Source organism: Vibrio sp. S11_S32 (genome assembly GCF_014694465.1).
In the GTDB taxonomy this organism is placed as follows: Bacteria; Pseudomonadota; Gammaproteobacteria; order Enterobacterales; family Vibrionaceae; genus Vibrio; species Vibrio algicola.
On record NZ_JAAUWS010000006.1, the window covers coordinates 1 to 21,892 of the forward strand.

The following is a 21,892-nucleotide window of genomic DNA, read 5'->3' on the forward strand; positions in this document are numbered from 1 at the left end:
CAACATGGCTGAAAGCTTAATACTTGAGCGGCGAAGGGAACGAACATTTCCAAGGTCGGTTAAGCCAAGGCCGCAGAAGTATGCCAGAAATAAAAAAACCGTTCACCCTTAAGTGAACGGCATTACTCAGCGCGGGATGGGTTTTTATTGATATTTCGCGCTAATAATTATGAATGTCTAATTTATCCTAGTTAGGAAATACAAGAAAGGAGAACGACTATTTTGGGGCTGTTTTTTAAAGCGGATCACTTAATTGATGAATTAATACACGATTTTTTTGTTTAAATTGCGCGCTCTGCCGTTGAGTTAGCCCGCTTGCTTGCGGCAAAGGTGCAAGCATTGCATTCACCGGAACCCCCTCTTTCCTTAATTCATAATGCAAATGAGGCCCAGTAGAGCGACCAGTATTACCTGACAAAGCAATCACTTCATTTTGGTGAACCTGTTGTCCTACCTTAACCAAAATTCGACTCAAATGTAAAAAGCGAGTGCTGTAAATTGGGCCATTTTTGATCACTACATATAAGCCAGCTAAGGGATGCTCCCCTACTCGTACAACCTGCCCTTCCCCTGTCGCCAATACTGGTGTGGCAACGGGTACCGCGAGATCGGTGCCATAATGCGGAGCAATTCGGTGTGTGACCGGATTTAAACGTTGTGGATTAAAATCAGAACTGATCCTATAAGGCTGTGACAGCGGCCAACGACGTAAGGTTTTCTGATTACTGCTACCATCGGGAGCATAGAATTGCCCATTATCAGCCCGTAGTAATAACCAGTGTTGATGCTGGGTGCGATAACTGACTCCGATCACTTTTCCTTGACCGACAATTTGATTTCCAATGACATTCTGCGCAATAGCAACCTTTAACTGGTCCCCTAATTTGGCTTGACGAGTAACATCAATATCCCAATACAACGCTTGATAAATACTGCGTATTTGTGGTGGGGTTAACCCTATATCCGAAGCTGTGTGGAAAAAATTGCCTTCCATACTGGCTCGGTAAATTCGAGTTTTATGAATGCCTTTTTTACGCAATGGACGATACTGATATTGGCCATTTTCCCAACGAAATTGACTGACTAATTTAGGGGTACGGAAAATGGATAATGATGCGATTTTGCCTGTCGAGGTTAATTGCCACTCGATCACTTGATTGTCTTTTATTTGCAGCGCGGTGGAGTTGGCTTTGATTAAGGCCAATAAATCCGCTGACTTTAAACCATATAAATCAAAAATAGTTTTGAGGCTTTGACCATCTGTTACGGTATGGCTATGGATAAGATCGGGTGTACTTGTGGTATGGACAAGTTCGGGTAGGTTTGATTGCGCGTGTTGCTGCCCAGTGAACTGTTTTTCTTGCTCTAAAAATGCAGGGTCATCGCGCTCGATCACTGCATCATAAGGCTCACTTTGCTGTTGACTGTTATTGAAATGTGGCTTGCTGTCAAGATCAGGAGTTCTAAGCTTGATAACCAAAGTAATAATGACCGCGATTAAACTCAGTCCGAGTAATAATAAACCACCCCACCGGATAAGGTGGCGTGGTTTATATTGATGAAATAAGTTCAATTTGAACAAGCAGATTTCCTAGCGAGTAAGACAAGTAGAGAAACTATGCCCTAAATCTTGTAGGAAGGTAAAGTAGGATCCTGGTTTAACCGGATAATCGGTGGCTAAAGGATCCAAAGAGCCGTGCTTTACATTCGTGCCTCTGGTAACAGAATCGATCACGGCTGGAGTAAATTGCGGTTCAGAAAACACACAATAGGCTTTATCTGATTGCAACGCAGTTCTAATCGTAATAAGTGTTTTAGCGCCAGGTCGGCGATCGGGAGAAACGGTAAAATGCCCGAGGTTATTCAGCCCAAAGTAATTTTCATAATAACTGTAGGCATCATGAAACACATAATAGCCGTGAGATTTCACGGGGGCTAATTGTTGTTTAATTCCAGAAATTGTGGCGGAAAGATGAGTAACAAACGCTTGATAATTTTTTTGATACGTCGCTTTATGTTCAGGATCCAGTGCCATTAATTTATCACTGATCACTTTCGCCATTTGTTGTGCTTGTTGTGGACCAAGCCATAAATGCGGATTATAGCCACCGTGATGGTGATGGCCATCATCGTGATCTTCATGTGCGGCATGGTCATGGTCGGCATGGTCATGATCGCCTTCTTCACCATACTTCAACTTAGTAATTTGATCCGATTGATCAAGTTGTAAGGTATTAGTATTCCCTTCCAATGCGCTCTCTAAAAAGGATTCTAAACCAGGTCCAACCCAAATAAATAGATCGGCATCTTTAATTTTTCTCATATCAGATGGTCGTAATGCATAATCGTGAGGAGACGCAGTCGCATTGAGCAGTACTTGTGTATCGGTCACACCTAATGTCAATTCTTGAGTAATAAGCTGCAAAGGTTTAATTGATGTCACCACAGTTAGCTTTGTCTCTTGGCTCATCGCTTGAGCCGAAGTGAACAATATTGCCACCGCCAATGTGAATTTTGTCCATTTACTTCCGATACTTTGGTGCATTTTCATCTCCCTTATATAAAATACAGCCTATTGGTAAACTGCGACCGCAATGTTACTATATAACATAACAATTACTCAAGTTGGTTTAAACATGTCTGATCTCATTCAATTACAAGACGTCACGGTTAAGTTTCATGATAAAGCGGTGTTAAGTAATATTAGTTTAACCGTCCAAAAAGGGCAGATCACCACAGTGATCGGTCCCAATGGTGCCGGCAAATCAACGTTAGTCAAAGTGATGCTAGGTCTACATAAAACCTATAGCGGCAGCATAACGCGGATTAAAAAACTTCGGATTGGTTATGTACCGCAAAAACTCAGACTTAACGACAGCTTACCGTTAACGGTCGATCGATTTCTGCGCTTAGCAGGACGTTATAGTACTCAAGAGAGGATGGAATCGTTGCGTTTGGTGGGGGCGGAAAACTTAGCCACGAATGATATGCATAAACTGTCTGGTGGTGAAAACCAACGAGTATTATTAGCCCGAGCATTATTGCAACGACCCGATTTATTAGTATTAGATGAACCTGCGCAAGGGGTTGATGTACAAGGCCAAATAGAACTGTACGCCTTAATTAACACCATTCGCCAGCGATTTGGTTGCGCAGTATTTATGATCTCTCACGATCTTCATTTAGTGATGGCGCAAACCGATGAAGTTATTTGTCTGCAACATCATATTTGTTGCTCTGGCGCACCAGAAGCCATTACTCAGCACCCTTCTTACCTTGCCATGTTTGGTCAAACCGCCAAAGATACTTTAGCGGTTTACCACCATCAGCATCATCATCACCATGATTTATCTGGCGAGGCAATCGAAGATGAAGCTACCGATTGTGAGCACCAACATTGCTCACATTCTTCATCACACACACCCAAAAGCGGTCAATAATCTATGTTTGATATACTTTTCCCTTCCGTTCTTGCCGGCTTAGGTATCGCCATTATTGCGGGGCCACTTGGGTCTTTAGTGGTATGGCGTAAGATGGCGTATTTTGGCGATACATTAGCGCACGCCTCATTGCTTGGTTTGGCACTGGGTTTCTTGTTAGATGTGAATTTATACCTTTCTTTGGTGGTTTGCTGTCTTGCCATTGCCTTGATCCTGGCTACTCTGCAAGAACAAAAAGTAGTCGCTACTGATACTTTATTGGGGATTTTAGCCCACAGTGCGCTGTCTCTTGGTTTGGTGGCGGTGAGCTTTTTAGATAATGTTCGTGTCGATTTAATGAGTTATTTGTTTGGGGATTTACTGGCCGTTAGCCCATCTGATCTGATCTTTATTTACATCGGCGGTATTGTGACCCTATCGCTACTGGTGTATTTTTGGCGGCCTTTATTATCCTCATCCATTAGTGAAGAATTAGCCGGAGTTGAAGGGGTAAATGTCCCTTTAATGCGAGTGGTATTAATGCTGTTGGTTGGACTAGTGATTGCAGTTGGCATGAAGTTTGTTGGGGCTTTAATTATTACCTCGCTCTTGATCATCCCCGCTGCCACCGCAAGACGATTTGCACGAACACCCGAGCAAATGGCAATCGGTGCCTCATGCATTGGTGTGGTATCGGTTTTTTCAGGCTTAAGTTTATCTTGGTTTTATGACACCCCCGCCGGCCCTTCGGTGGTGATTTCAGCTACAGCGCTGTTTATGCTTAGCCAATTTAAGAAAACCAATGCTTAGGTGATCTGTTTTTAAAACTTTAAACCAACAAAAAGGCCACTTTTCAGTGGCCTTTTTCTATTACTCATTATCTACAATACTTGAAGCGACTGCTTGAAGTATGAAGGTTGATTACCAACCAGTAATTTCGCGCAGTGCTTTACCAATATCGGCTAGGCTCTTCACGGTTTTAACCCCAGCCGCTTCTAGTGCTTGGAATTTATCTTCCGCCGTGCCTTTACCACCAGAGATGATAGCGCCAGCATGACCCATACGCTTACCAGCAGGAGCGGTCACCCCTGCAATGTAAGACACTACAGGTTTGGTGACGTGATCTTTGATATAAGCCGCCGCTTCTTCTTCAGCAGTGCCGCCGATTTCGCCAATCATCACAATCGCTTCAGTTTCTGGATCTTCTTGGAACAACTTCAAGATATCAATAAAGTTAGAGCCAGGGATAGGATCGCCACCAATACCAACACAAGTCGATTGACCAAAGCCTTCGTCTGTGGTTTGTTTTACCGCTTCATACGTTAATGTTCCTGAGCGTGACACAATGCCGACGCGACCTTTCTTATGAATGTGTCCTGGCATGATACCAATCTTACATTCATCGGGAGTGATCACCCCTGGGCAGTTAGGACCAATCATCACCACACCCGCTTCATCTAGGCAGACCTTAACATCGACAAGATCAAGCGTTGGAATACCTTCGGTGATAGTAACGATAAGCTTAATGCCCGCGTCAATAGCTTCTAGAATCGCATCTTTACAAAATGGCGCGGGTACATAGATAACCGATGCGGTTGCACCTGTGGTTTCGACAGCTTCACGCACGGTATTAAAGACCGGCAAACCTAAGTGAACCGTGCCGCCTTTACCAGGAGAAACACCACCCACCATTTGAGTGCCGTAGTCCAATGCTTGCTCTGAGTGGAATGTACCTTGACCACCAGTAAAACCTTGGCAGATAACTTTTGTATCTTTATTAATTAATACTGACATTATTTACCCTCCGCAGCAGCTACAACTTTCTCAGCAGCTTCCGTTAATGACGTTGCTGCAATAATATTTAATCCACTTTCAGCTAATTTCTTCGAACCTAGTTCAGCATTGTTGCCTTCTAAGCGCACCACAACCGGTACTTTTACGCCAACTTCTTCCACCGCGCCGATAATACCTTCTGCAATCAAATCACAACGAACAATGCCGCCGAAGATATTCACCAATACCGCTTGAACGTTATCGTCTGACAAGATGATCTTAAAGGCTTCGGTTACGCGCTCTTTGGTTGCGCCGCCGCCGACATCAAGGAAGTTCGCCGGTTGACCGCCATGCAAGTTAACGATATCCATGGTGCCCATTGCCAAACCTGCGCCATTGACCATACAACCAATATTGCCATCCAGCGCAACATAGTTTAATTCCCACTTCGCGGCATGCGCTTCGCGCTCATCTTCTTGTGTAGGATCATGCATTTCGCGCAATTTAGGATGACGATACATGGCATTTGAATCGATGGTGATTTTGCCATCAAGACACACTAAAGAACCATTGCCCGTCACCACTAGAGGGTTAATTTCTAATAAGGCCAAATCACATTTATCAAACATCGCACCTAGACCCATAAAGATCTTAGTGAATTGTTTAATTTGGTCGCCTTTTAGGCCTAATTTAAACGCCAATTCACGGCCTTGGTAGGTTTGAGGACCGGCCAATGGATTGATTGTCGCTTTATGAATAAGGTGAGGCGTTTCTTCTGCTACTTTCTCAATTTCCACGCCACCTTCTGTCGAGGCCATGAAAACCACTTTACGAGAACCGCGATCCACCACCGCGCCAAGGTATAATTCGTTAGCAATATCAGACGCCGCTTCAACCAAAATTTTACGTACTGGCTGACCTTTAGCATCAGTTTGATAAGTGACTAGGTTGCGGCCTAGCCATTTGGTGGCAAATGCTTTAATGCCATCTTTAGTATCATGCAGCTCAACTCCGCCCGCTTTACCGCGACCGCCAGCGTGAACTTGGCATTTTACTACCCATTTATCACCCGAAATTTTACCTGCGGCATCAGCGGCTTGTTGTGGAGTATCACAAGCGTAACCTTCAGGTACAGGTAATCCAAATTCAGCAAACAATTGTTTCGCTTGATATTCATGCAAATTCATAGTGTTACTTCCGTTTGTTTTATCCGTAAGGAATTATTATTTCCATTAGCATTTACACTAAAATGCTATTTCGTAAATGCTATCTCGTAGGGTCTTTCGGTGTTGCTCATCTGATATGGGAGCCGACTAAGCGTTAGTTTAGATAAACGCTCACTTAGTCGGGATCAGATCCGCTTATACGTCAAGTAATAAGCGAGCTGGATCTTCCAGCAATTCTTTAATTGTGACTAAGAAGCCCACTGATTCACGACCATCAATTAAACGGTGATCATAAGACAATGCAAGGTACATCATTGGCAGGATTTCTACTTTGCCATTGACGGCCATTGGGCGATCTTGAATTTTGTGCATACCTAAAATAGCTGCTTGTGGCGGGTTAATAATCGGGGTAGACATTAATGAACCAAACACACCACCGTTCGTGATAGTAAAGTTACCGCCCATTAAATCTTCCACTTGCAGCTTGCCGTCACGACCTTTGATGGCGAGCTCTTTAATGCCTTTTTCAATATCAGCAAAGCCGAGTAAGTCACAGTTTTTCAGTACTGGAGTCACTAAACCGCGCGGGGTTGAAACCGCCATGCTGATATCAAAATAGTTATGATAAACAATATCATCACCATCAATCGAAGCATTTACTTCAGGGTAACGCTTAAGTGCTTCTGTCACGGCTTTCACGTAGAAGGACATAAAGCCTAAACGAGTGTCGTGACGTTTTTCAAACTGATCTTTATATTGCGCGCGAAGATCCATGATAGGTTTCATGTTCACTTCGTTAAATGTGGTTAGCATCGCGGTACTATTTTTCGCTTCCAGTAGGCGTTTTGCTACTGTTTTGCGTAAGCGAGTCATTGGTACGCGTTTTTGAGTGCGCGCCGCCGCTGGTGCTTCTAGTTCTGCGCTGCCTTTCGTTTCTGTCGTTGCTGCGCTGGTTTTAGCCGCGTTAGCAAGGTGAGCATCCACATCTTCACGCGTAATGCGACCACCGACACCGGTGCCTTTTACTTGTGAGACTTCAAGACTGTGCTCAGCCATTAAGCGACGAACCGCTGGGCTTAGCGCATCGTTAGTTTCTTCTGATAACGCAGCCGTATGGCGTTTATCTGGAGAGGCTTCGGTTGACTCAGTCGTGTCTTTGGTCGGTTCGCCCGCCACTGCGCCAGGTTTTAACTTAGCAATCACTTGCTTCGATAATACCGTGGCACCTTCTTGTTCAATGATCGCTTCTAATACGCCATCTTCAGGTGCAGGAACTTCTAAAATGACTTTATCGGTTTCGATTTCCACTAAGATATCGTCACGCGAAACGGCATCACCGGGTTGTTTGTGCCATGTTGCTACCGTTGCATCGGCAACAGATTCTGGTAGGTCTGGAACAAGAATTTCAATGGTCATAATCTGTCTTATCCTTTTGAGCTGATTAATGCTAGCCCGCCCTTTGGCAACCGCTAACACTCAATTATTTTTTGAGTCCGTGGTAAATCAATACCACTGACGAGCATCGCTAAAAAAATGTAATCGCGTTAAAAACTCAAGTTCAATGAATCTTCCACTAACGATTTTTGTTGCTTCAAGTGAACCGACATATAACCGACCGCCGGTGACGCAGAAGCTGGACGGCCTGCATATTTCAAGACCGCACCATCTGGCAATGCAAAGCGGATATTATGTTGACTGCTATACCATGCACCTTGGTTTTGCGGCTCTTCTTGACACCAAACAAAGTCTTCTACATTGGTATATTGTGCGATAGCTTGGCTGACATCCTCATACGGGAATGGGTAAAGCTGCTCGACACGGACAATCGCCACATCATGCTGTTCGTTTTTACGGCGCTGCTCAAGTAAATCAAAATAGACTTTCCCCGAACATAAAACCACACGCTTGACTTGGCTTGCATCAAGTTCATCCACCTCAGGAATCGCCGGTTGGAACGTCCCTTGTGACAGATCTTCGAGGGTTGAAGTACACAATGGATGACGCAGTAGCGATTTCGGTGACATCACGATCAACGGGCGACGCATTGGGCGCACCACTTGACGACGGATCATGTGATACACCTGAGCCGGTGTTGATGGCACCACCACTTGCATATTTTGCTCAGCGCACAGTTGTAAATAACGCTCTAAACGTGCCGATGAGTGCTCAGGACCTTGACCTTCATAACCATGAGGAAGCAAAAGTGTTAAGCCGCATAAACGACCCCATTTTTGCTCACCAGAAGAAATAAACTGATCGACCACCACTTGCGCGCCATTGGCAAAATCACCAAACTGGGCTTCCCAAATGGTTAAGCCACCTGGTTCTGCCGTGGCATAGCCATATTCAAACGCCAATACCGCTTCTTCTGATAACACTGAGTCATACACTTGGAATGGCCCTTGTTTATCATGAATATTCGATAATGGAACATAAGTGCTTGCGTCATCTTGGTTATGTAGCACCGCATGACGATGGAAGAAAGTACCACGGCCAGAATCTTGACCCGAAATACGAATACGCTTGCCATCATCAACAATCGTGGCATAAGCCAAGGTTTCAGCCATGCCCCAATCAATCGCTTTTTCACCATTGGTCATTAATTGGCGATCGTTGTAGAGCTTAGACACTCGACTTTGCAATTGATGACTATCAGGGAACTGGCACACTTTATTAGCCAATTCAATTAAGCGGTCATGGTCAACCTTATTGGCCCACTCTTCATTCCACTCATGGTTGATATAAGGTGCCCAATCAACCGAATGCAATGCCATTGGGCGGAATTCTTTCACCACCACTTCACCGCGATCTAAAGCATCACGATACTCGTTCACCATTTGCGTCGCCGTTTCAAGTTTAATCTCTTTTCGATCGACTAAAACATCAGCATAAAGCTTACGTGGCGTTGGGTGTTTTTTGATTTTTTGATACATCAAAGGCTGAGTCGCGTTTGGCTCATCCGCTTCGTTATGACCATGACGGCGATAACAAACCAGATCAATCACAACATCTCGCTTAAAGGTATTACGGTAATCCAGCGCCACGCGAGTGACAAAGGCTACTGCTTCAGGATCATCGGAATTGACGTGGAAAATCGGTGCCTGCACCATCTTGGCGATATCGGTACAATACATGGTTGAACGCATATCACGCGGATTTGAAGTGGTAAATCCAATTTGGTTATTGACCACGATACGAACCGTACCGCCGACTTGATAACCACGCGCTTGAGACATGTTAAACGTCTCTGCGACCACACCTTGTCCGGCAATAGCCGAATCGCCATGAATGGTGATCGGCAGAACTTTACCGCCATCTTTATCGTTTAAACGATCTTGACGGGCACGGACCGAACCAATGACTACTGGGTTAACAATTTCAAGATGTGATGGATTAAAGGCTAACGCCAAATGCACATCCCCACCAGGGGTGGCAAAATCAGCTGAGAAACCTTGATGATATTTCACATCACCGGTGCCCCATGATTCGCCGTGTTTACCGGCAAACTCATCGAATAAATCTTGTGGCTTTTTACCTAACACGTTAATCAACATGTTCAAGCGGCCACGGTGCGCCATACCAATAACCACTTCGCGCATGCCTTGTGTTCCGGCTTGGCGAACCAATTCTTTGATCATTGGAATAAGAGCATCACCACCTTCTAATGAGAAGCGCTTCGCACCTGGGAATTTTGCGCCTAAATAACGCTCAAGCCCTTCTGCGGCGGTTAACTCATCAAGGAACGTGGTTTTCTCTTCTAGCGTAAAGCTACCTTCACCAATCACAGATTCCAAACGGTCTTGGATCCAGCGTTTTTCTTCTGTGTTGGTGATGTGCATATACTCAGCACCGATTGAACCACAGTAGATTTTATTGAGAGCTTGGAAAATATCTTTAAGTGCCATGGTGTCTTGCCCGACGGCAAAAGACCCCACGTTAAATGACTCATCAAAGTCATCTTGGGAGAGGTTATGGAAAGCAGGATCCAGTTCAGCAACCGATTCACGCTTCCAAATATTGAGAGGATCAAGGTTCGCAGCTTGGTGCCCACGGAAACGGTAAGCATTGATTAACTGAAGAACTTTTACATGTTTTGCATCGACATCAGGATCACTAACTTGGACATTGTAATGCTTTGTTTCTTTCGCGAGTCGTCTGAAGTAATCACGAACACGTGAGTGAGGTTGTTCCTCTTGTGAAGCTTGCGTTGGCAAAGCTTCAAACACACGTTTCCATTCATCACTGACCAGATCCGGATCACTAAGATACAATTCGTAGAGATCTTCTACGTAAGTTGCATTGGCGCCAGCCAAGTGTGAAGACTCGAGCCATGCCTTCATCACGCCGTTGTGCATATTTTCCCTTAACCGTTATGGTTTTTCTATGCTTTGGCCATTCCTAATATTGTGCATTTACTGTAGCCAGTATTTGCCTAATACCAGTGTTGACCTTTGAAATAGTCGGCCCGAAGACCGACTGCAAACTCAATTTTTCAAATAAGTGTTAGACTGAACGATTAATCAACATCGACTTGATATGACCAATCGCTTTAGTCGGATTTAATCCTTTAGGACAAACGTTAACGCAGTTCATGATCTCATGGCAACGGAAAACGCTAAATGCATCGTCAAGATCTGACAAGCGTTCATCTGTTGCGGTATCACGACTGTCAACCAACCAACGATACGCCGCCAATAGACCAGCAGGACCGATAAACTTATCCGGATTCCACCAGAATGATGGGCATGAAGTGGTACAACACGCACACATAATGCAGTCATATAATCCATCAAGATGCGCACGATCTTCTGGTGATTGTAAATGTTCACGCGATGGTGGTAATTCACCATCATTAATCAAAAATGGTTTCACTTTGGCGTAGTTGTCGTAGAACTGCGTCATATCGACAATCAAATCGCGCACCACTGGCAAACCAGGCAATGGGCGAATCACCACTTTACCTTTACCAAGCAGCGCTGACAATGGGGTAATGCAAGCTAAGCCATTCTTACCATTCATATTTAGGCCATCTGAACCACATACACCTTCACGACATGAGCGGCGGAATGATATGCTGGCATCTTGCTCTTTTAACAAAATAAGTGCATCGAGCACCATCATGTCGGAACCTTCTTCCACGTCCAACGTGTAGTCTTTCATGTAAGGTTTATTATCGACATCTGGGTTATAGCGATACAGAGAGAAAATTACGTTCATTGTTCTTTACTCCCTTAGTAAACACGAGCTTTAGGTGGAAAGGCTTCACGCAACACGGGTTGCATGTTGACATCACGTTTGGACATGGCTTCAGTCACCGGATTGTAGATAGAATGGCATAACCAATTGGCATCATCACGATCTGGGAAGTCAAAGCGAGCATGAGCGCCACGACTTTCGGTACGATAGTTCGCTGCCACTGCGGTCGCAAATGCTGTTTCCATCAAATTATCCAACTCTAAACATTCAATACGTTGGGTATTAAACTCGGTTGATTTATCTGACAGGTAAGCATTTTTTAAACGCTCACGGATAAGTTTTAGTTCTTCTAAACCTTTTGCCATTGCATCGCCTTCACGGAATACCGAGAAGTTATTTTGCATACAGCTTTGTAAATCTTTGCGAATTTGGAATGGGTCCTCGCCGCCGGTACTGCTTTCCCAACGATTGTAACGAGCAAGTGAGGCTTGAATATCTTCATCAGTTGCTGGTTTTGCTTCCGCTTGTGCCGCCAATGTTTCGCCCAGATGCAAACCGGTTGCACGGCCAAATACCACTAAATCAAGCAGTGAGTTTCCGCCTAAACGGTTGGCGCCATGCACCGAAACTGAAGCTATTTCACCACAAGCAAATAAGCCTTGAACTTCGCTATCGCTGCCATCAGCATTTTGCTTAATAGCTTGACCCGATACCTGAGTTGGAACGCCACCCATCATATAATGACAAGTTGGAATAACAGGGATAGGCTCTTTCACTGGATCAACGTGAGCAAAAGTACGAGAAAGCTCTAAAATACCCGGCAGGCGAGCATCCAAAACCTCTTTACCTAAGTGATCAAGTTTCAATTTAATATGAGGCCCCCAAGGACCTTCACAGCCACGGCCTTCACGAATTTCAATCATCATGGAACGCGCGACCACATCACGGCCGGCTAAATCTTTGGCATTAGGTGCATAACGCTCCATAAAGCGTTCGCCATCTTTATTAAGCAGATAACCCCCTTCACCACGACACCCTTCAGTCACTAGCACGCCAGCGCCAGCAATACCGGTTGGGTGGAATTGCCACATTTCGATATCTTGCATCGGAACGCCCGCGCGCAGCGCCATACCCACACCATCTCCGGTATTGATATGCGCATTGGTGGTCGATTGATAAATACGGCCGGCGCCGCCAGTGGCTAAAATAGTCGCCTTAGCTTTAAAATAGCAAATCTCGCCAGTTTCCATGCAAAGCGCGGTGGTCCCTAAAACGGCACCATCTTCATTTTTTACTAAATCCAGCGCATACCACTCAGAAAAGATAGTGGTCTTGTGTTTAATATTTTGCTGATAAAGGGTGTGCAATAAAGCGTGACCAGTACGGTCAGCGGCAGCGGCAGTACGAGCCGCTTGCTCACCACCAAAATCTTTTGATTGACCACCAAATGGGCGTTGATAAATCGAACCATCTTCAAAACGAGAGAAAGGCAAGCCCATTTTCTCTAATTCGATAACCGACTCAGGACCATTTTTACACATGTACTCAATCGCATTTTGATCACCAATGTAATCCGACCCTTTAACGGTATCGTACATGTGCCATTGCCAATCATCTTGATGCGAGTTACCCAATGCAACGGTAATGCCGCCTTGAGCAGAGACCGTATGAGAACGAGTTGGGAATACTTTTGATAGCAAGGCACATGATAGGCCTTGCTCTGAAATTTGTAAGGCAGCGCGCATACCCGCACCACCTGCGCCAATGACAACGGCATCGAATTCACGAACAGGAATAGACACTTAGACACCCCACAAAATAAATAGGCCAGAGAAGAAATACGCTGATAATGCAACAATCACTGCAAATTGAACCAGTGCGCGCAGTTTAGCGGGTTTAATATAATCGGTGATCACTTGCCATAAACCAATCCAAGCGTGAACCAGGATGGCCACCAAGGCGATCATGGTAAAAACTTTGGTAAAGGTTCCGCTAAAAAATGCAGTCCAGCTGAGGTAATTAATGTCGCCGCCAAAGGCAATAGAGCACACCATATACAAGGTATACAGTGTCAGTAGGATGCCGGAAGCGCGAATTAATAAATAATCGTGAACGCCATTGCGCCCAACAGAAGAAATCGATTTTACCATACTAAGATCCCCACCAGAATTGATAACACAGCGGCAACCGCCATCACAGCTTTGGCACTTAATGCACCACTTTCAAGTTCTTCAAAATATTTCATATCCATAAGCAAGTGACGAATACCACCCGCGATATGATACCCCAAGGCGGTTAAAATGCCCCAGAGAATGAACTTGACGAAAAAACCGTCGACTAAATTTGCCGCTTGGTTAAAACCTGCGGGAGAGGATAGGGAAATAGCAAGTAGCCACAATAAAATGCCCACCGCAACAAACATAATCACACCAGATACACGGTGTAAAATAGACGCTATCGCAGTTATCGGGAAGTGTATGGTTTGTAAATCAAGGTTTACTGGTCTGGATTTTTTTTCTTTCACGGTTTTGCTCACTCAGCTCCATCTAGAGCATTTATAGTTATCGACATAGATCAATTAATTGCCTTTTGCAGCATTTTATTAACAATTAATTCGGATGGGCACCCAAAACTCCCATCAAACTCTCGTTAACATCTGTTATCACTTATCAAGAAATAGCCTCTAACCCCTGATAATATAAGGCACTAACTAAAATTTTCAATTGCACTATACGACTGGTAACACATAATTTCAATTCTTGTAACAAAATATGCTACGTAGAACATATTTTTAACTTTTTCCATGTGAAAAATGAACACTAACACACAGATTCGAGCAGAAAAATTGACTTTAACCGCGAATCTAAGTACAAAAACCACACACACAAAATCCCGGATGGATAATAATAAACAAGGAGAATGTCATGGCGGATAAGAAAGCTACCCTTCATATTGAAGGTCAAGCACCTATTGAACTCCCAATATTAACTGGAACAGAAGGTCCAGATGTTATTGATGTACGAAAATTAGGTGCCAGTGGTTATTTCACTTTCGACCCAGGTTTTCTTGCTACAGCATCGTGTGAATCTCAAATCACGTATATTGATGGTGGCAAAGGGATCCTTTTGCATCGCGGTTACCCTATTGATCAGTTGGCTAATAATGCTGATTATTTAGAAGTTTGTTATATTCTAATTTATGGCGAAGCACCTACTCGCACAGAGTACGAAAAATTCAAAAAAATCGTATCGAATCACACTATGGTGCATGAGCAAATTTCCAGCTTCTTCCACGGCTTCCGTCGTGATGCGCATCCAATGGCAGTGATGTGTGGTGTCGTTGGCGCTTTAGCTGCTTTCTACCATGATGCGTTAGATATCAACAATGAAAAACATCGTGAAATCACCGCATTCCGTTTACTGTCTAAAATGCCAACCCTTGCATCGATGTGTTACAAATATTCGATGGGTCAACCATTCATTTATCCACGTAACGATTTAGATTATGCGGGTAATTTCTTACACATGATGTTTGCTAATCCTTGTGAAGAATATGTGGTTAATCCTGTGGTTTCACGTGCTATGGATAAAATATTCACTTTGCATGCCGATCACGAACAAAATGCTTCTACCTCAACGGTTCGTCTGGCCGGTTCTTCTGGTGCGAATCCATTTGCTTGTATTGCAGCGGGTATTGCATCACTTTGGGGACCCGCTCACGGAGGTGCTAACGAAGCCTGTTTGAAGATGCTAGAAGAGATTGGTAGTGTCGATAAAATTGAAGAGTATGTCGCAAAAGCGAAAGATAAAGATGACCCGTTCCGTTTAATGGGCTTTGGTCACCGTGTTTACAAAAACCACGATCCTCGCGCCACGGTTATGCGTCAAGCGTGTCATGATGTATTGCAAGAACTCAACATTGAAGATCCACTGCTTGATGTCGCGATGGAATTAGAACGCATTGCGCTTTCAGACCCATATTTCATTGAGAAAAAACTGTACCCTAATGTCGATTTCTATTCAGGTATCATCTTGAAAGCGATCGGAATTCCGGTCTCAATGTTCACCGTTATCTTTGCAATTTCTCGTACTATTGGTTGGATTGCTCACTGGAATGAAATGCACGATGACCCAAGCAATCGTATTGGTCGCCCTCGTCAGCTTTATACTGGCCAGCACCAACGTGATTTTAAACCTCTGCATGAAAGAGAGTAATGCCGATTGCTAGTTGCTAGTTGCTAGTTGCTAGTTGCTAGTTGCTAGAAAATATAAACCTAAAAAAAGCGAACCACTTGATAATGTCGAAGTGATTCGCTTTTTTGTTTTATGGTGAATTAACCCTCAACCCAATCCCACTTAACATTTGATCAATGTTGATCGATTATAAAACTATTAGGATTAAACCGGATTATCGATATCAATAAACTCGACATTTAAGCCATGATTTTCAGCTAACCACTCCCCTAGCGCCTTTACGCCGTATCGTTCGGTGGCATGGTGTCCGGCTGCAAAATAATCAATACCTAATTCGCGCGCAATATAAGTGGTTCGCTCTGAGATCTCGCCCGAAATAAACGCATCTAACCCCTGCTGCGCGGCTAACTCTAAGTAATCTTGCCCGCCACCAGTACACCAACCAATGGTTTTAATTTTTTTGTTGGCCGGCCCCTGCTCTGAGACAATATGCAATGGCGCACGATTAAGCACTGTGGTGATTTTTTGTTTCAACTCATTCGCGCTTAAAGCAATCTCAAACTCACCATACATAGCAACAGACTGTGGATGACCTTCCAGCCCTCCTAATGTGTTTATACTCAATAGGGAGGCTAATTGGGCGTTATTACCTAACTGTGGATGAATATCGAGCGGAAGATGGTAGGCATATAAATTAATATCGTGTTTGATCAAGCTGCGAATGCGCGCCCCTTTCATGCCACGGATCGCCTCTGCTTCTCCTTTCCAAAAATAGCCATGATGAACCAGAATGGCATCGGCATTTTTTTCGATCGCCATATCAATCAAGGCTTGTGAAGCGGTCACGCCGGTAATGATAGTCGAGACTTGGGGCTTACCTTCCACTTGCAATCCGTTCGGACAATAGTCTTTTATCAACTGCGGTGATAAAGTTTGATTTAATAGCTGCTCTAATTCTAAGTTATTCATAGTTTCTCAATAGGTCGTAGTTTCTCGATAAATCATTACTTATTAGTAAATAATAGCAAGATTTGCCTTAATTAAGTACGGTAATGACTCATACCAATCAAAGAAATGAGATCTTCAAATAGTGACCACGATTGGTATAAATATTGACGCAAGGATGCATAATGCCAGTGACAAAAAACAATAACATTAATTACAGCCAGCAACAGGTGTTCTTTAACCAAATCAGTGATTGGATTGCACGTCATCCTCCAATTATGCAACCCGATGGTCACACCCTCGCAGCGCTGCCTTTTATTGCTGAACAACGCACAATTTCGCTTCCCTATTCAGGTAATGCTCGTCTTGGATTTTGGTATCAACATTTATGTTTACAGCACTTTCAATCTCACCCTGACTATCATGTTGTGGCAGAAGAAATACAGCTAAATCAAAACGGGCGAACCATTGGCGCAATAGACTTTATTCTTGAGCATATACCGAGCAAAACGGTTGAGCATTGGGAAGTGGCGAGCAAATTTTATTTATTATTTGATGGTCTTTGGTATGGGCCCAATAGCCAAGATAGGTTAGATTTAAAGTTAAACCACATGTTGACCCACCAGCTTCAGATGTCACAACACCCCTCATTTAAAGCGCATCACGGCAAATTTAATGCCCCTCAATTTGATCACATAAAGCCCAAGCTTTTATTACAAGGACGCTTATATACTAATCCTTTTCTCGCCCAAACAATTCCCACGACCTGTTTAGGTCATGACATCGATGCGAGTCAAATTAACGGCCATTGGTGTTTTTATCATCAACGGGATTTAATCCATGAATCGTTATATGTGTTAAAAAAAGGACAATGGTTAACGGGTAAGGATAGAGAGAGTGAATTGTTACAGCAAACAAACGATCAATTTGTCCATTGCCAATCTGAGTCAGGTCGATTTTGGTTTGTTTTGCCCGATACTTGGCCGCATGGTTAATACTCATTTCAAGTTCATAGCGTGCGTTATATAAAAAAGCTCGATACTTTAATCAGTATCGAGCTTTTATTTTTCGGCTCCCGAGCGAAGTATCCTCAGCTCTTGGCCTTAATTTTCGTCTCTACAAACCAGCGTTTTTAAACACTTGATTAACGATTTCTTGTGCTTGTTGCTCAATCAAGGCTAAGTGATCTTTGCCTTTAAAGCTTTCGCAGTAGATTTTATAAATATCTTCTGTGCCTGATGGACGAGCGGCAAACCAACCATTTTCAGTGGTCACTTTTAAACCGCCAATTGCAGCGCCGTTACCTTGAGCGTGAGTTAAGCGTGCGGTGATGGTTTCGCCAGCCAACTCATTAGCACTGACCATTTCAGCCGACATACTTTTTAATACGTCTTTTTGCGCCACATTAGCAACCGCTTGAATACGGTTATAAGCCGAAGCGCCGTGTTTCGCTGCCAGTTGGTTGTAATATTGCTGTGGATTCATACCGGTCACTGCGGTGATCTCGGCCGCAAGGAGACATAAAATAATGCCGTCTTTATCGGTTGACCACGGGGTGCCATCTTTACGCAAGAAGGATGCCCCTGCACTTTCTTCGCCGCCAAAACCAAAACGACCTTCATAAAGACCATCCACAAACCATTTAAAGCCAACCGGTACTTCGCACAATGTCCGGCCAAGATCGGCCACAACGCGATCAATAATCGCACTCGACACTAACGTTTTACCGACTTGTACTTCTGTGCCCCAGCCTTCACGATGACGGAATAGATAATCAATACAAACGGCTAAGTAATGGTTTGGATCCATAAGACCTTCCGGCGTCACAATGCCGTGGCGATCATAATCTGGGTCGTTACCAAAGGCGAGATCATAGTCATCTTTTAACGACAACAAGCTTGCCATTGCATAAGGGGATGAACAATCCATGCGGATCACACCATCTTTATCGAGCGTCATAAACTGGAATGAAGGATCCACGGTTTGATTTACTAAGGTCATATCCAGTTGATAGGTTTGCGCAATCCGGCGCCAATATTCAATCCCGGCCCCGCCGAGTGGATCGATACCAATTTTTAGGCCGGATTTTTGAATTGCGCCCATATCAACCACATTCACTAAATCATCAATGTACGGTTGCACTAAATCTTTTGCTGTAATATTGGCGGCGTTGCTGGTTAAATCAATGCGCTTAACCCCTTGCAAATCATTGGCAATATATTGATTAGCGTCATCTTCAATTCGTTGGGTAATTTCGCCTTCTGCCGGTCCACCGTGACTTGGGTTGTATTTGATACCACCGTCTTGTGGCGGATTATGAGAAGGGGTAATAACAATGCCGTCCGCTTTATCCGTATGGGCTAAGTTATGCGTTAGAATGGCATGAGAAATACCCGGTGTTGGGGTAAAGCCGTTATCAGCCTGAACAATAACCTGAACATCATTAGCAGCTAAAACTTCCAACAGTGTACGACATGCAGGCTCTGATAACGCATGAGTATCTTTACCGACAAATAAAGGCCCTGTGACACCGGCGCGATTACGCTCATCCACCACGGCTTGTGCAATCGCAAGAATATGTGTTTGATTGAAGGTCGATTTTAGTGACGTGCCACGATGACCAGAAGTACCAAATTGCACCCGGTGGGCATTATTATCTGCTTGCGGCTTAATCTCGTAATAATCACTGACTAAGGCTGGAATATTAATCAAATCTTCAGGTAAAGTTTTAGTCCCTGCTCTAGGATGAATCGCCATAAAATAACCCTTCAAAAAATTACATACAAAAAAACCCCATAATACGTCATTAGCAATATTATGAGGTTTCTAGAAATATTAGTGCCCACTTTACATTAAATCGCGTTACACACTTTTTCAATCAAGTCGGCTTGGAAGCCCATATGAGTCATAAGCTGCTGCACCATTTGACGCTTACGATTGGTGTTATTATTGGTAATAACCCAAAATGGTGTAGTCGGAATTGAGCGAGGCTTAGTCGTTTTACCGCTTTCTAATAGGGTTTGTTCGTTATCAGCAAAGTAAACGCGTGTACGACCTTTGACTTTCGCAGCTTCTGCAAAACCCGCTTTTTCAATATGGTAAAGCGACGATAAGATCAACATAAAACGATCGATCGCTTTATCTTTGCTGGCAAACTCATCAGAGATAAGTACCGAGCGCATTGCTTTAACTTTATCCACGGCTTGTGTCGCGATTGGGGTCTTTTCTTTGTTATCGCTTACTGTGGTTTTTTTAGCTACAACAACTTGTGATCCTTGCTGATCACCGATCAAAAGTCGACGTAAAATATCCGAGGCATTTTCACCAATATGTTGGGTTTGACTCGCAATATAACGATACAGTTCTTCATCTATTTCAATGGTTTTCATGTGCTTTTCACAATCTCAATCAATTAACTCTGGCGCGATTATACCCTTATCTAGATTGATTCTCTATGCCAATTCAAGTGACAGCGAAAGAAAAAAGATCGAATAGATCACTGTCTGTTCGAATATGTAGATTGAGAGCCTGATCTTTATACAAACTCCCAATCCAACATTTTATTGTTTAATAGGCTTTAGAACCTAATATATGTTTATCATCCGGAGACGGTTTACCATATTGAGAGTCTTTGGCATGATTTCATTTGATTGACTAAATAAGCAAAATTTTGACCGCCGATGCGTGGCAATGAAGGTTTCACCCCAACCCCGTTCGGTCCATGACACGCATGCAAGCCGGAACATTGGCGTCCATTTTACCGGTGTAAGCAATTTTTTCACCTAACTGCATATCACCCGGCCATTTATCCCCACGCCATTGCAACTTAAAGGTATCGGCTGCAGGTACCGAAGAATAATGCTTAACCACTTGATCAATTTGTTGATCTGAAATTTGATATATGAACGCATCCATAAAGGTCGTATGACGTTTTTTGTCACGAAATTTTTCAATCTGCTCGCGTAAATAGCTTTGAGACTGCCCCCATAAATTAGGAATATGATCCAAAGTGGATACCCCTGTCACCCCATGGCAGGTAGAACAAAACGCTACTACACTTTCTTTTTCTTTCAGTAGCGTGGTTGCCGAAGCAAAGAGAGGTAACAGCAAGAATGTCGTTGCTATTAGTTTTGTTCGCATATAACTTCCTATTAATTGAGTTAAGTCTTACTGCTTATTTATCATTATTTTAGTTAAGGCTTTTCAATTTTTCACAATCCAATGCACTATTCTTTATTCAATACAGCATTAATAACAGACACATTTGTTAACGATTCTAACTATTAGCAACAAAAACAAAACATTATATTGTGCAAGTTAGGTTATGATCGTGTTTTTTCGTTCTCTTTATAGGTCAAGTGTCCATGTCTCATCCCTCGTATCCTTTACTGCATCACACCGTTGAAGGACAAGGTCCGTTTATTCTTCTTATCCATGGCTTATTTGGCAGTGCGGATAACCTCGGAGTGTTAGCGCGAAATTTACGCCTCGATCACACCGTCATCAATGTCGATTTACGCAATCATGGCCGCTCTTTTCATTGCGATAGCATGAATTATGAGGCAATGGCTAAGGATCTCATTCAATTACTCAATCATCTTAACGTCGATAGTTTGGCGGTGGTTGGGCACTCAATGGGCGGAAAAGCTGCGATGAAACTGGCCAGCATGATCCCCGATAACATTCATCATCTTGCGGTGTTAGATATGGCGCCGGTTGCCTACCAACAACGTCGCCACGACAATGTATTGGCCGGCTTACAGGCCGTCGTCGATAATCCACCTACCAATCGACAACAAGCGCTGGCGATAATGGAGGAACATATTGAAATAGAAGGGGTTCGACAGTTTCTAGCTAAGTCGTTATTTCATCCTAAACCTGATCAAAATAGCGATAATCACCTGCAGTGGCGCTTCAATCTCAAAGCCTTAAGTGATCAATATGATCATATTCAAGCATGGTCAGACATCGCTCCTTTCAATAATCCAACGCTATTTTTAAAAGGTGCCGATTCCGATTATATTGGGATTGAACATCAAGCTCAGATCCAAGCGCAATTTCCACACAGTAAAGCGCATATCATTAACAATACCGGACATTGGTTACACGCAGAAAAGCCAACTGAAGTATTACGCTCATTGCGTCGCTTTATAACAAAATAACAAATTAGATAATTAAGTGAGATTTAGACGCATAGTGA

Annotated in this window: 19 protein-coding genes; 5 read left to right on the top strand and 14 right to left on the bottom strand. The window is 43.6% G+C overall.

What is annotated here, in order from left to right; all coding sequences use genetic code 11:
* Positions 1–235 precede the first annotated feature (235 nt).
* Together HC723_RS05160 and znuA are read right to left on the bottom strand one after the other, a co-directional pair.
* The gene (locus tag HC723_RS05160; protein ID WP_190338422.1) at positions 236–1,582 is read right to left on the bottom strand and encodes a peptidoglycan DD-metalloendopeptidase family protein; all 1,347 of its coding nucleotides are present in this window, start codon (positions 1,580–1,582) and stop codon (positions 236–238) included.
* Positions 1,583–1,591: 9 nt separating this feature from the next.
* Positions 1,592–2,545 carry a zinc ABC transporter substrate-binding protein ZnuA gene (gene znuA, locus HC723_RS05165; RefSeq protein ID WP_190338423.1) on the bottom strand — a complete coding sequence of 318 codons (954 nt, stop codon included), beginning with the start codon at positions 2,543–2,545 and terminating at the stop codon, positions 1,592–1,594.
* Between the two features lie 91 nt (positions 2,546–2,636).
* Between znuA and znuC the strand changes: the two genes are divergently transcribed.
* Both znuC and znuB read left to right on the top strand, forming a co-directional pair.
* Positions 2,637–3,440, top strand: coding sequence for a zinc ABC transporter ATP-binding protein ZnuC (gene znuC, locus HC723_RS05170; protein ID WP_190338424.1), 804 nt, complete (start codon positions 2,637–2,639; stop codon positions 3,438–3,440).
* Positions 3,441–3,443: 3 nt separating this feature from the next.
* Positions 3,444–4,229 carry a zinc ABC transporter permease subunit ZnuB gene (gene znuB, locus HC723_RS05175; RefSeq protein WP_190338425.1) on the top strand — a complete coding sequence of 262 codons (786 nt, stop codon included), beginning with the start codon at positions 3,444–3,446 and terminating at the stop codon, positions 4,227–4,229.
* 111 nt (positions 4,230–4,340) lie between these two features.
* Here the strand turns inward: znuB and sucD are convergent, their stop codons facing one another.
* The 8 genes from sucD to sdhC form a co-directional block, all read right to left on the bottom strand.
* Positions 4,341–5,213 carry a succinate--CoA ligase subunit alpha gene (gene sucD / locus HC723_RS05180; RefSeq protein WP_153447444.1) on the bottom strand — a complete coding sequence of 291 codons (873 nt, stop codon included), beginning with the start codon at positions 5,211–5,213 and terminating at the stop codon, positions 4,341–4,343.
* Positions 5,213–6,379 (bottom strand): ADP-forming succinate--CoA ligase subunit beta, encoded by a 1,167-nt coding sequence (gene sucC, locus HC723_RS05185; RefSeq protein WP_190338426.1) that lies wholly within the window; start codon positions 6,377–6,379, stop codon positions 5,213–5,215. Before sucC ends, sucD begins: the two co-directional genes overlap by 1 nt.
* Positions 6,380–6,553: 174 nt before the next feature.
* Complete coding sequence (gene odhB / locus HC723_RS05190; protein WP_153447446.1) at positions 6,554–7,774, bottom strand: 2-oxoglutarate dehydrogenase complex dihydrolipoyllysine-residue succinyltransferase; 1,221 nt, start codon at positions 7,772–7,774, stop codon at positions 6,554–6,556.
* Positions 7,775–7,902: 128 nt separating this feature from the next.
* Positions 7,903–10,713, bottom strand: a complete 2,811-nt coding sequence (sucA, locus tag HC723_RS05195; RefSeq protein ID WP_190338427.1) for a 2-oxoglutarate dehydrogenase E1 component — start codon at positions 10,711–10,713, stop codon at positions 7,903–7,905.
* A 148-nt stretch (positions 10,714–10,861) separates the two neighbouring features.
* A complete protein-coding gene (locus HC723_RS05200; protein ID WP_153447448.1) occupies positions 10,862–11,575 on the bottom strand; it encodes a succinate dehydrogenase iron-sulfur subunit in 714 nt (237 codons plus the stop codon).
* A gap of 14 nt (positions 11,576–11,589) precedes the next feature.
* Positions 11,590–13,356: a succinate dehydrogenase flavoprotein subunit gene (sdhA, locus tag HC723_RS05205; protein WP_153447449.1), complete on the bottom strand. Its 1,767-nt coding sequence runs from the start codon at positions 13,354–13,356 to the stop codon at positions 11,590–11,592.
* A complete protein-coding gene (sdhD, locus tag HC723_RS05210) occupies positions 13,357–13,704 on the bottom strand; it encodes a succinate dehydrogenase, hydrophobic membrane anchor protein (protein WP_153447450.1) in 348 nt (115 codons plus the stop codon).
* A complete protein-coding gene (sdhC, locus tag HC723_RS05215) occupies positions 13,698–14,090 on the bottom strand; it encodes a succinate dehydrogenase cytochrome b556 subunit (RefSeq protein WP_190338428.1) in 393 nt (130 codons plus the stop codon). Before sdhC ends, sdhD begins: the two co-directional genes overlap by 7 nt.
* Positions 14,091–14,478: 388 nt before the next feature.
* On the opposite strand from sdhC, the gene HC723_RS05220 reads away from it, so the two are divergent.
* The gene (locus HC723_RS05220) at positions 14,479–15,768 is read left to right on the top strand and encodes a citrate synthase (RefSeq protein ID WP_153447452.1); all 1,290 of its coding nucleotides are present in this window, start codon (positions 14,479–14,481) and stop codon (positions 15,766–15,768) included.
* A 183-nt stretch (positions 15,769–15,951) separates the two neighbouring features.
* Here the strand turns inward: HC723_RS05220 and HC723_RS05225 are convergent, their stop codons facing one another.
* Positions 15,952–16,716 (bottom strand): Nif3-like dinuclear metal center hexameric protein, encoded by a 765-nt coding sequence (locus HC723_RS05225; RefSeq protein WP_153447453.1) that lies wholly within the window; start codon positions 16,714–16,716, stop codon positions 15,952–15,954.
* A 161-nt stretch (positions 16,717–16,877) separates the two neighbouring features.
* On the opposite strand from HC723_RS05225, the gene HC723_RS05230 reads away from it, so the two are divergent.
* A complete protein-coding gene (locus HC723_RS05230; RefSeq protein ID WP_190338429.1) occupies positions 16,878–17,687 on the top strand; it encodes a DUF1853 family protein in 810 nt (269 codons plus the stop codon).
* 121 nt (positions 17,688–17,808) lie between these two features.
* Here the strand turns inward: HC723_RS05230 and pgm are convergent, their stop codons facing one another.
* The 3 genes from pgm to HC723_RS05245 all read right to left on the bottom strand — a co-directional run bounded on the left by pgm (position 17,809) and on the right by HC723_RS05245 (position 20,832).
* Positions 17,809–19,449: a phosphoglucomutase (alpha-D-glucose-1,6-bisphosphate-dependent) gene (pgm, locus tag HC723_RS05235; RefSeq protein WP_153447455.1), complete on the bottom strand. Its 1,641-nt coding sequence runs from the start codon at positions 19,447–19,449 to the stop codon at positions 17,809–17,811.
* A 95-nt stretch (positions 19,450–19,544) separates the two neighbouring features.
* On the bottom strand, positions 19,545–20,081 hold the full coding sequence (seqA, locus tag HC723_RS05240; protein WP_153447456.1) for a replication initiation negative regulator SeqA: 537 nt from the start codon (positions 20,079–20,081) through the stop codon (positions 19,545–19,547).
* 310 nt (positions 20,082–20,391) lie between these two features.
* Complete coding sequence (locus HC723_RS05245; protein WP_190338430.1) at positions 20,392–20,832, bottom strand: c-type cytochrome; 441 nt, start codon at positions 20,830–20,832, stop codon at positions 20,392–20,394.
* Positions 20,833–21,056: 224 nt separating this feature from the next.
* Here HC723_RS05245 and HC723_RS05250 point away from each other — a divergent pair, with 224 nt between their 5' ends.
* Positions 21,057–21,854, top strand: a complete 798-nt coding sequence (locus HC723_RS05250; protein WP_190338431.1) for an alpha/beta fold hydrolase — start codon at positions 21,057–21,059, stop codon at positions 21,852–21,854.
* Positions 21,855–21,892 lie beyond the last annotated feature (38 nt).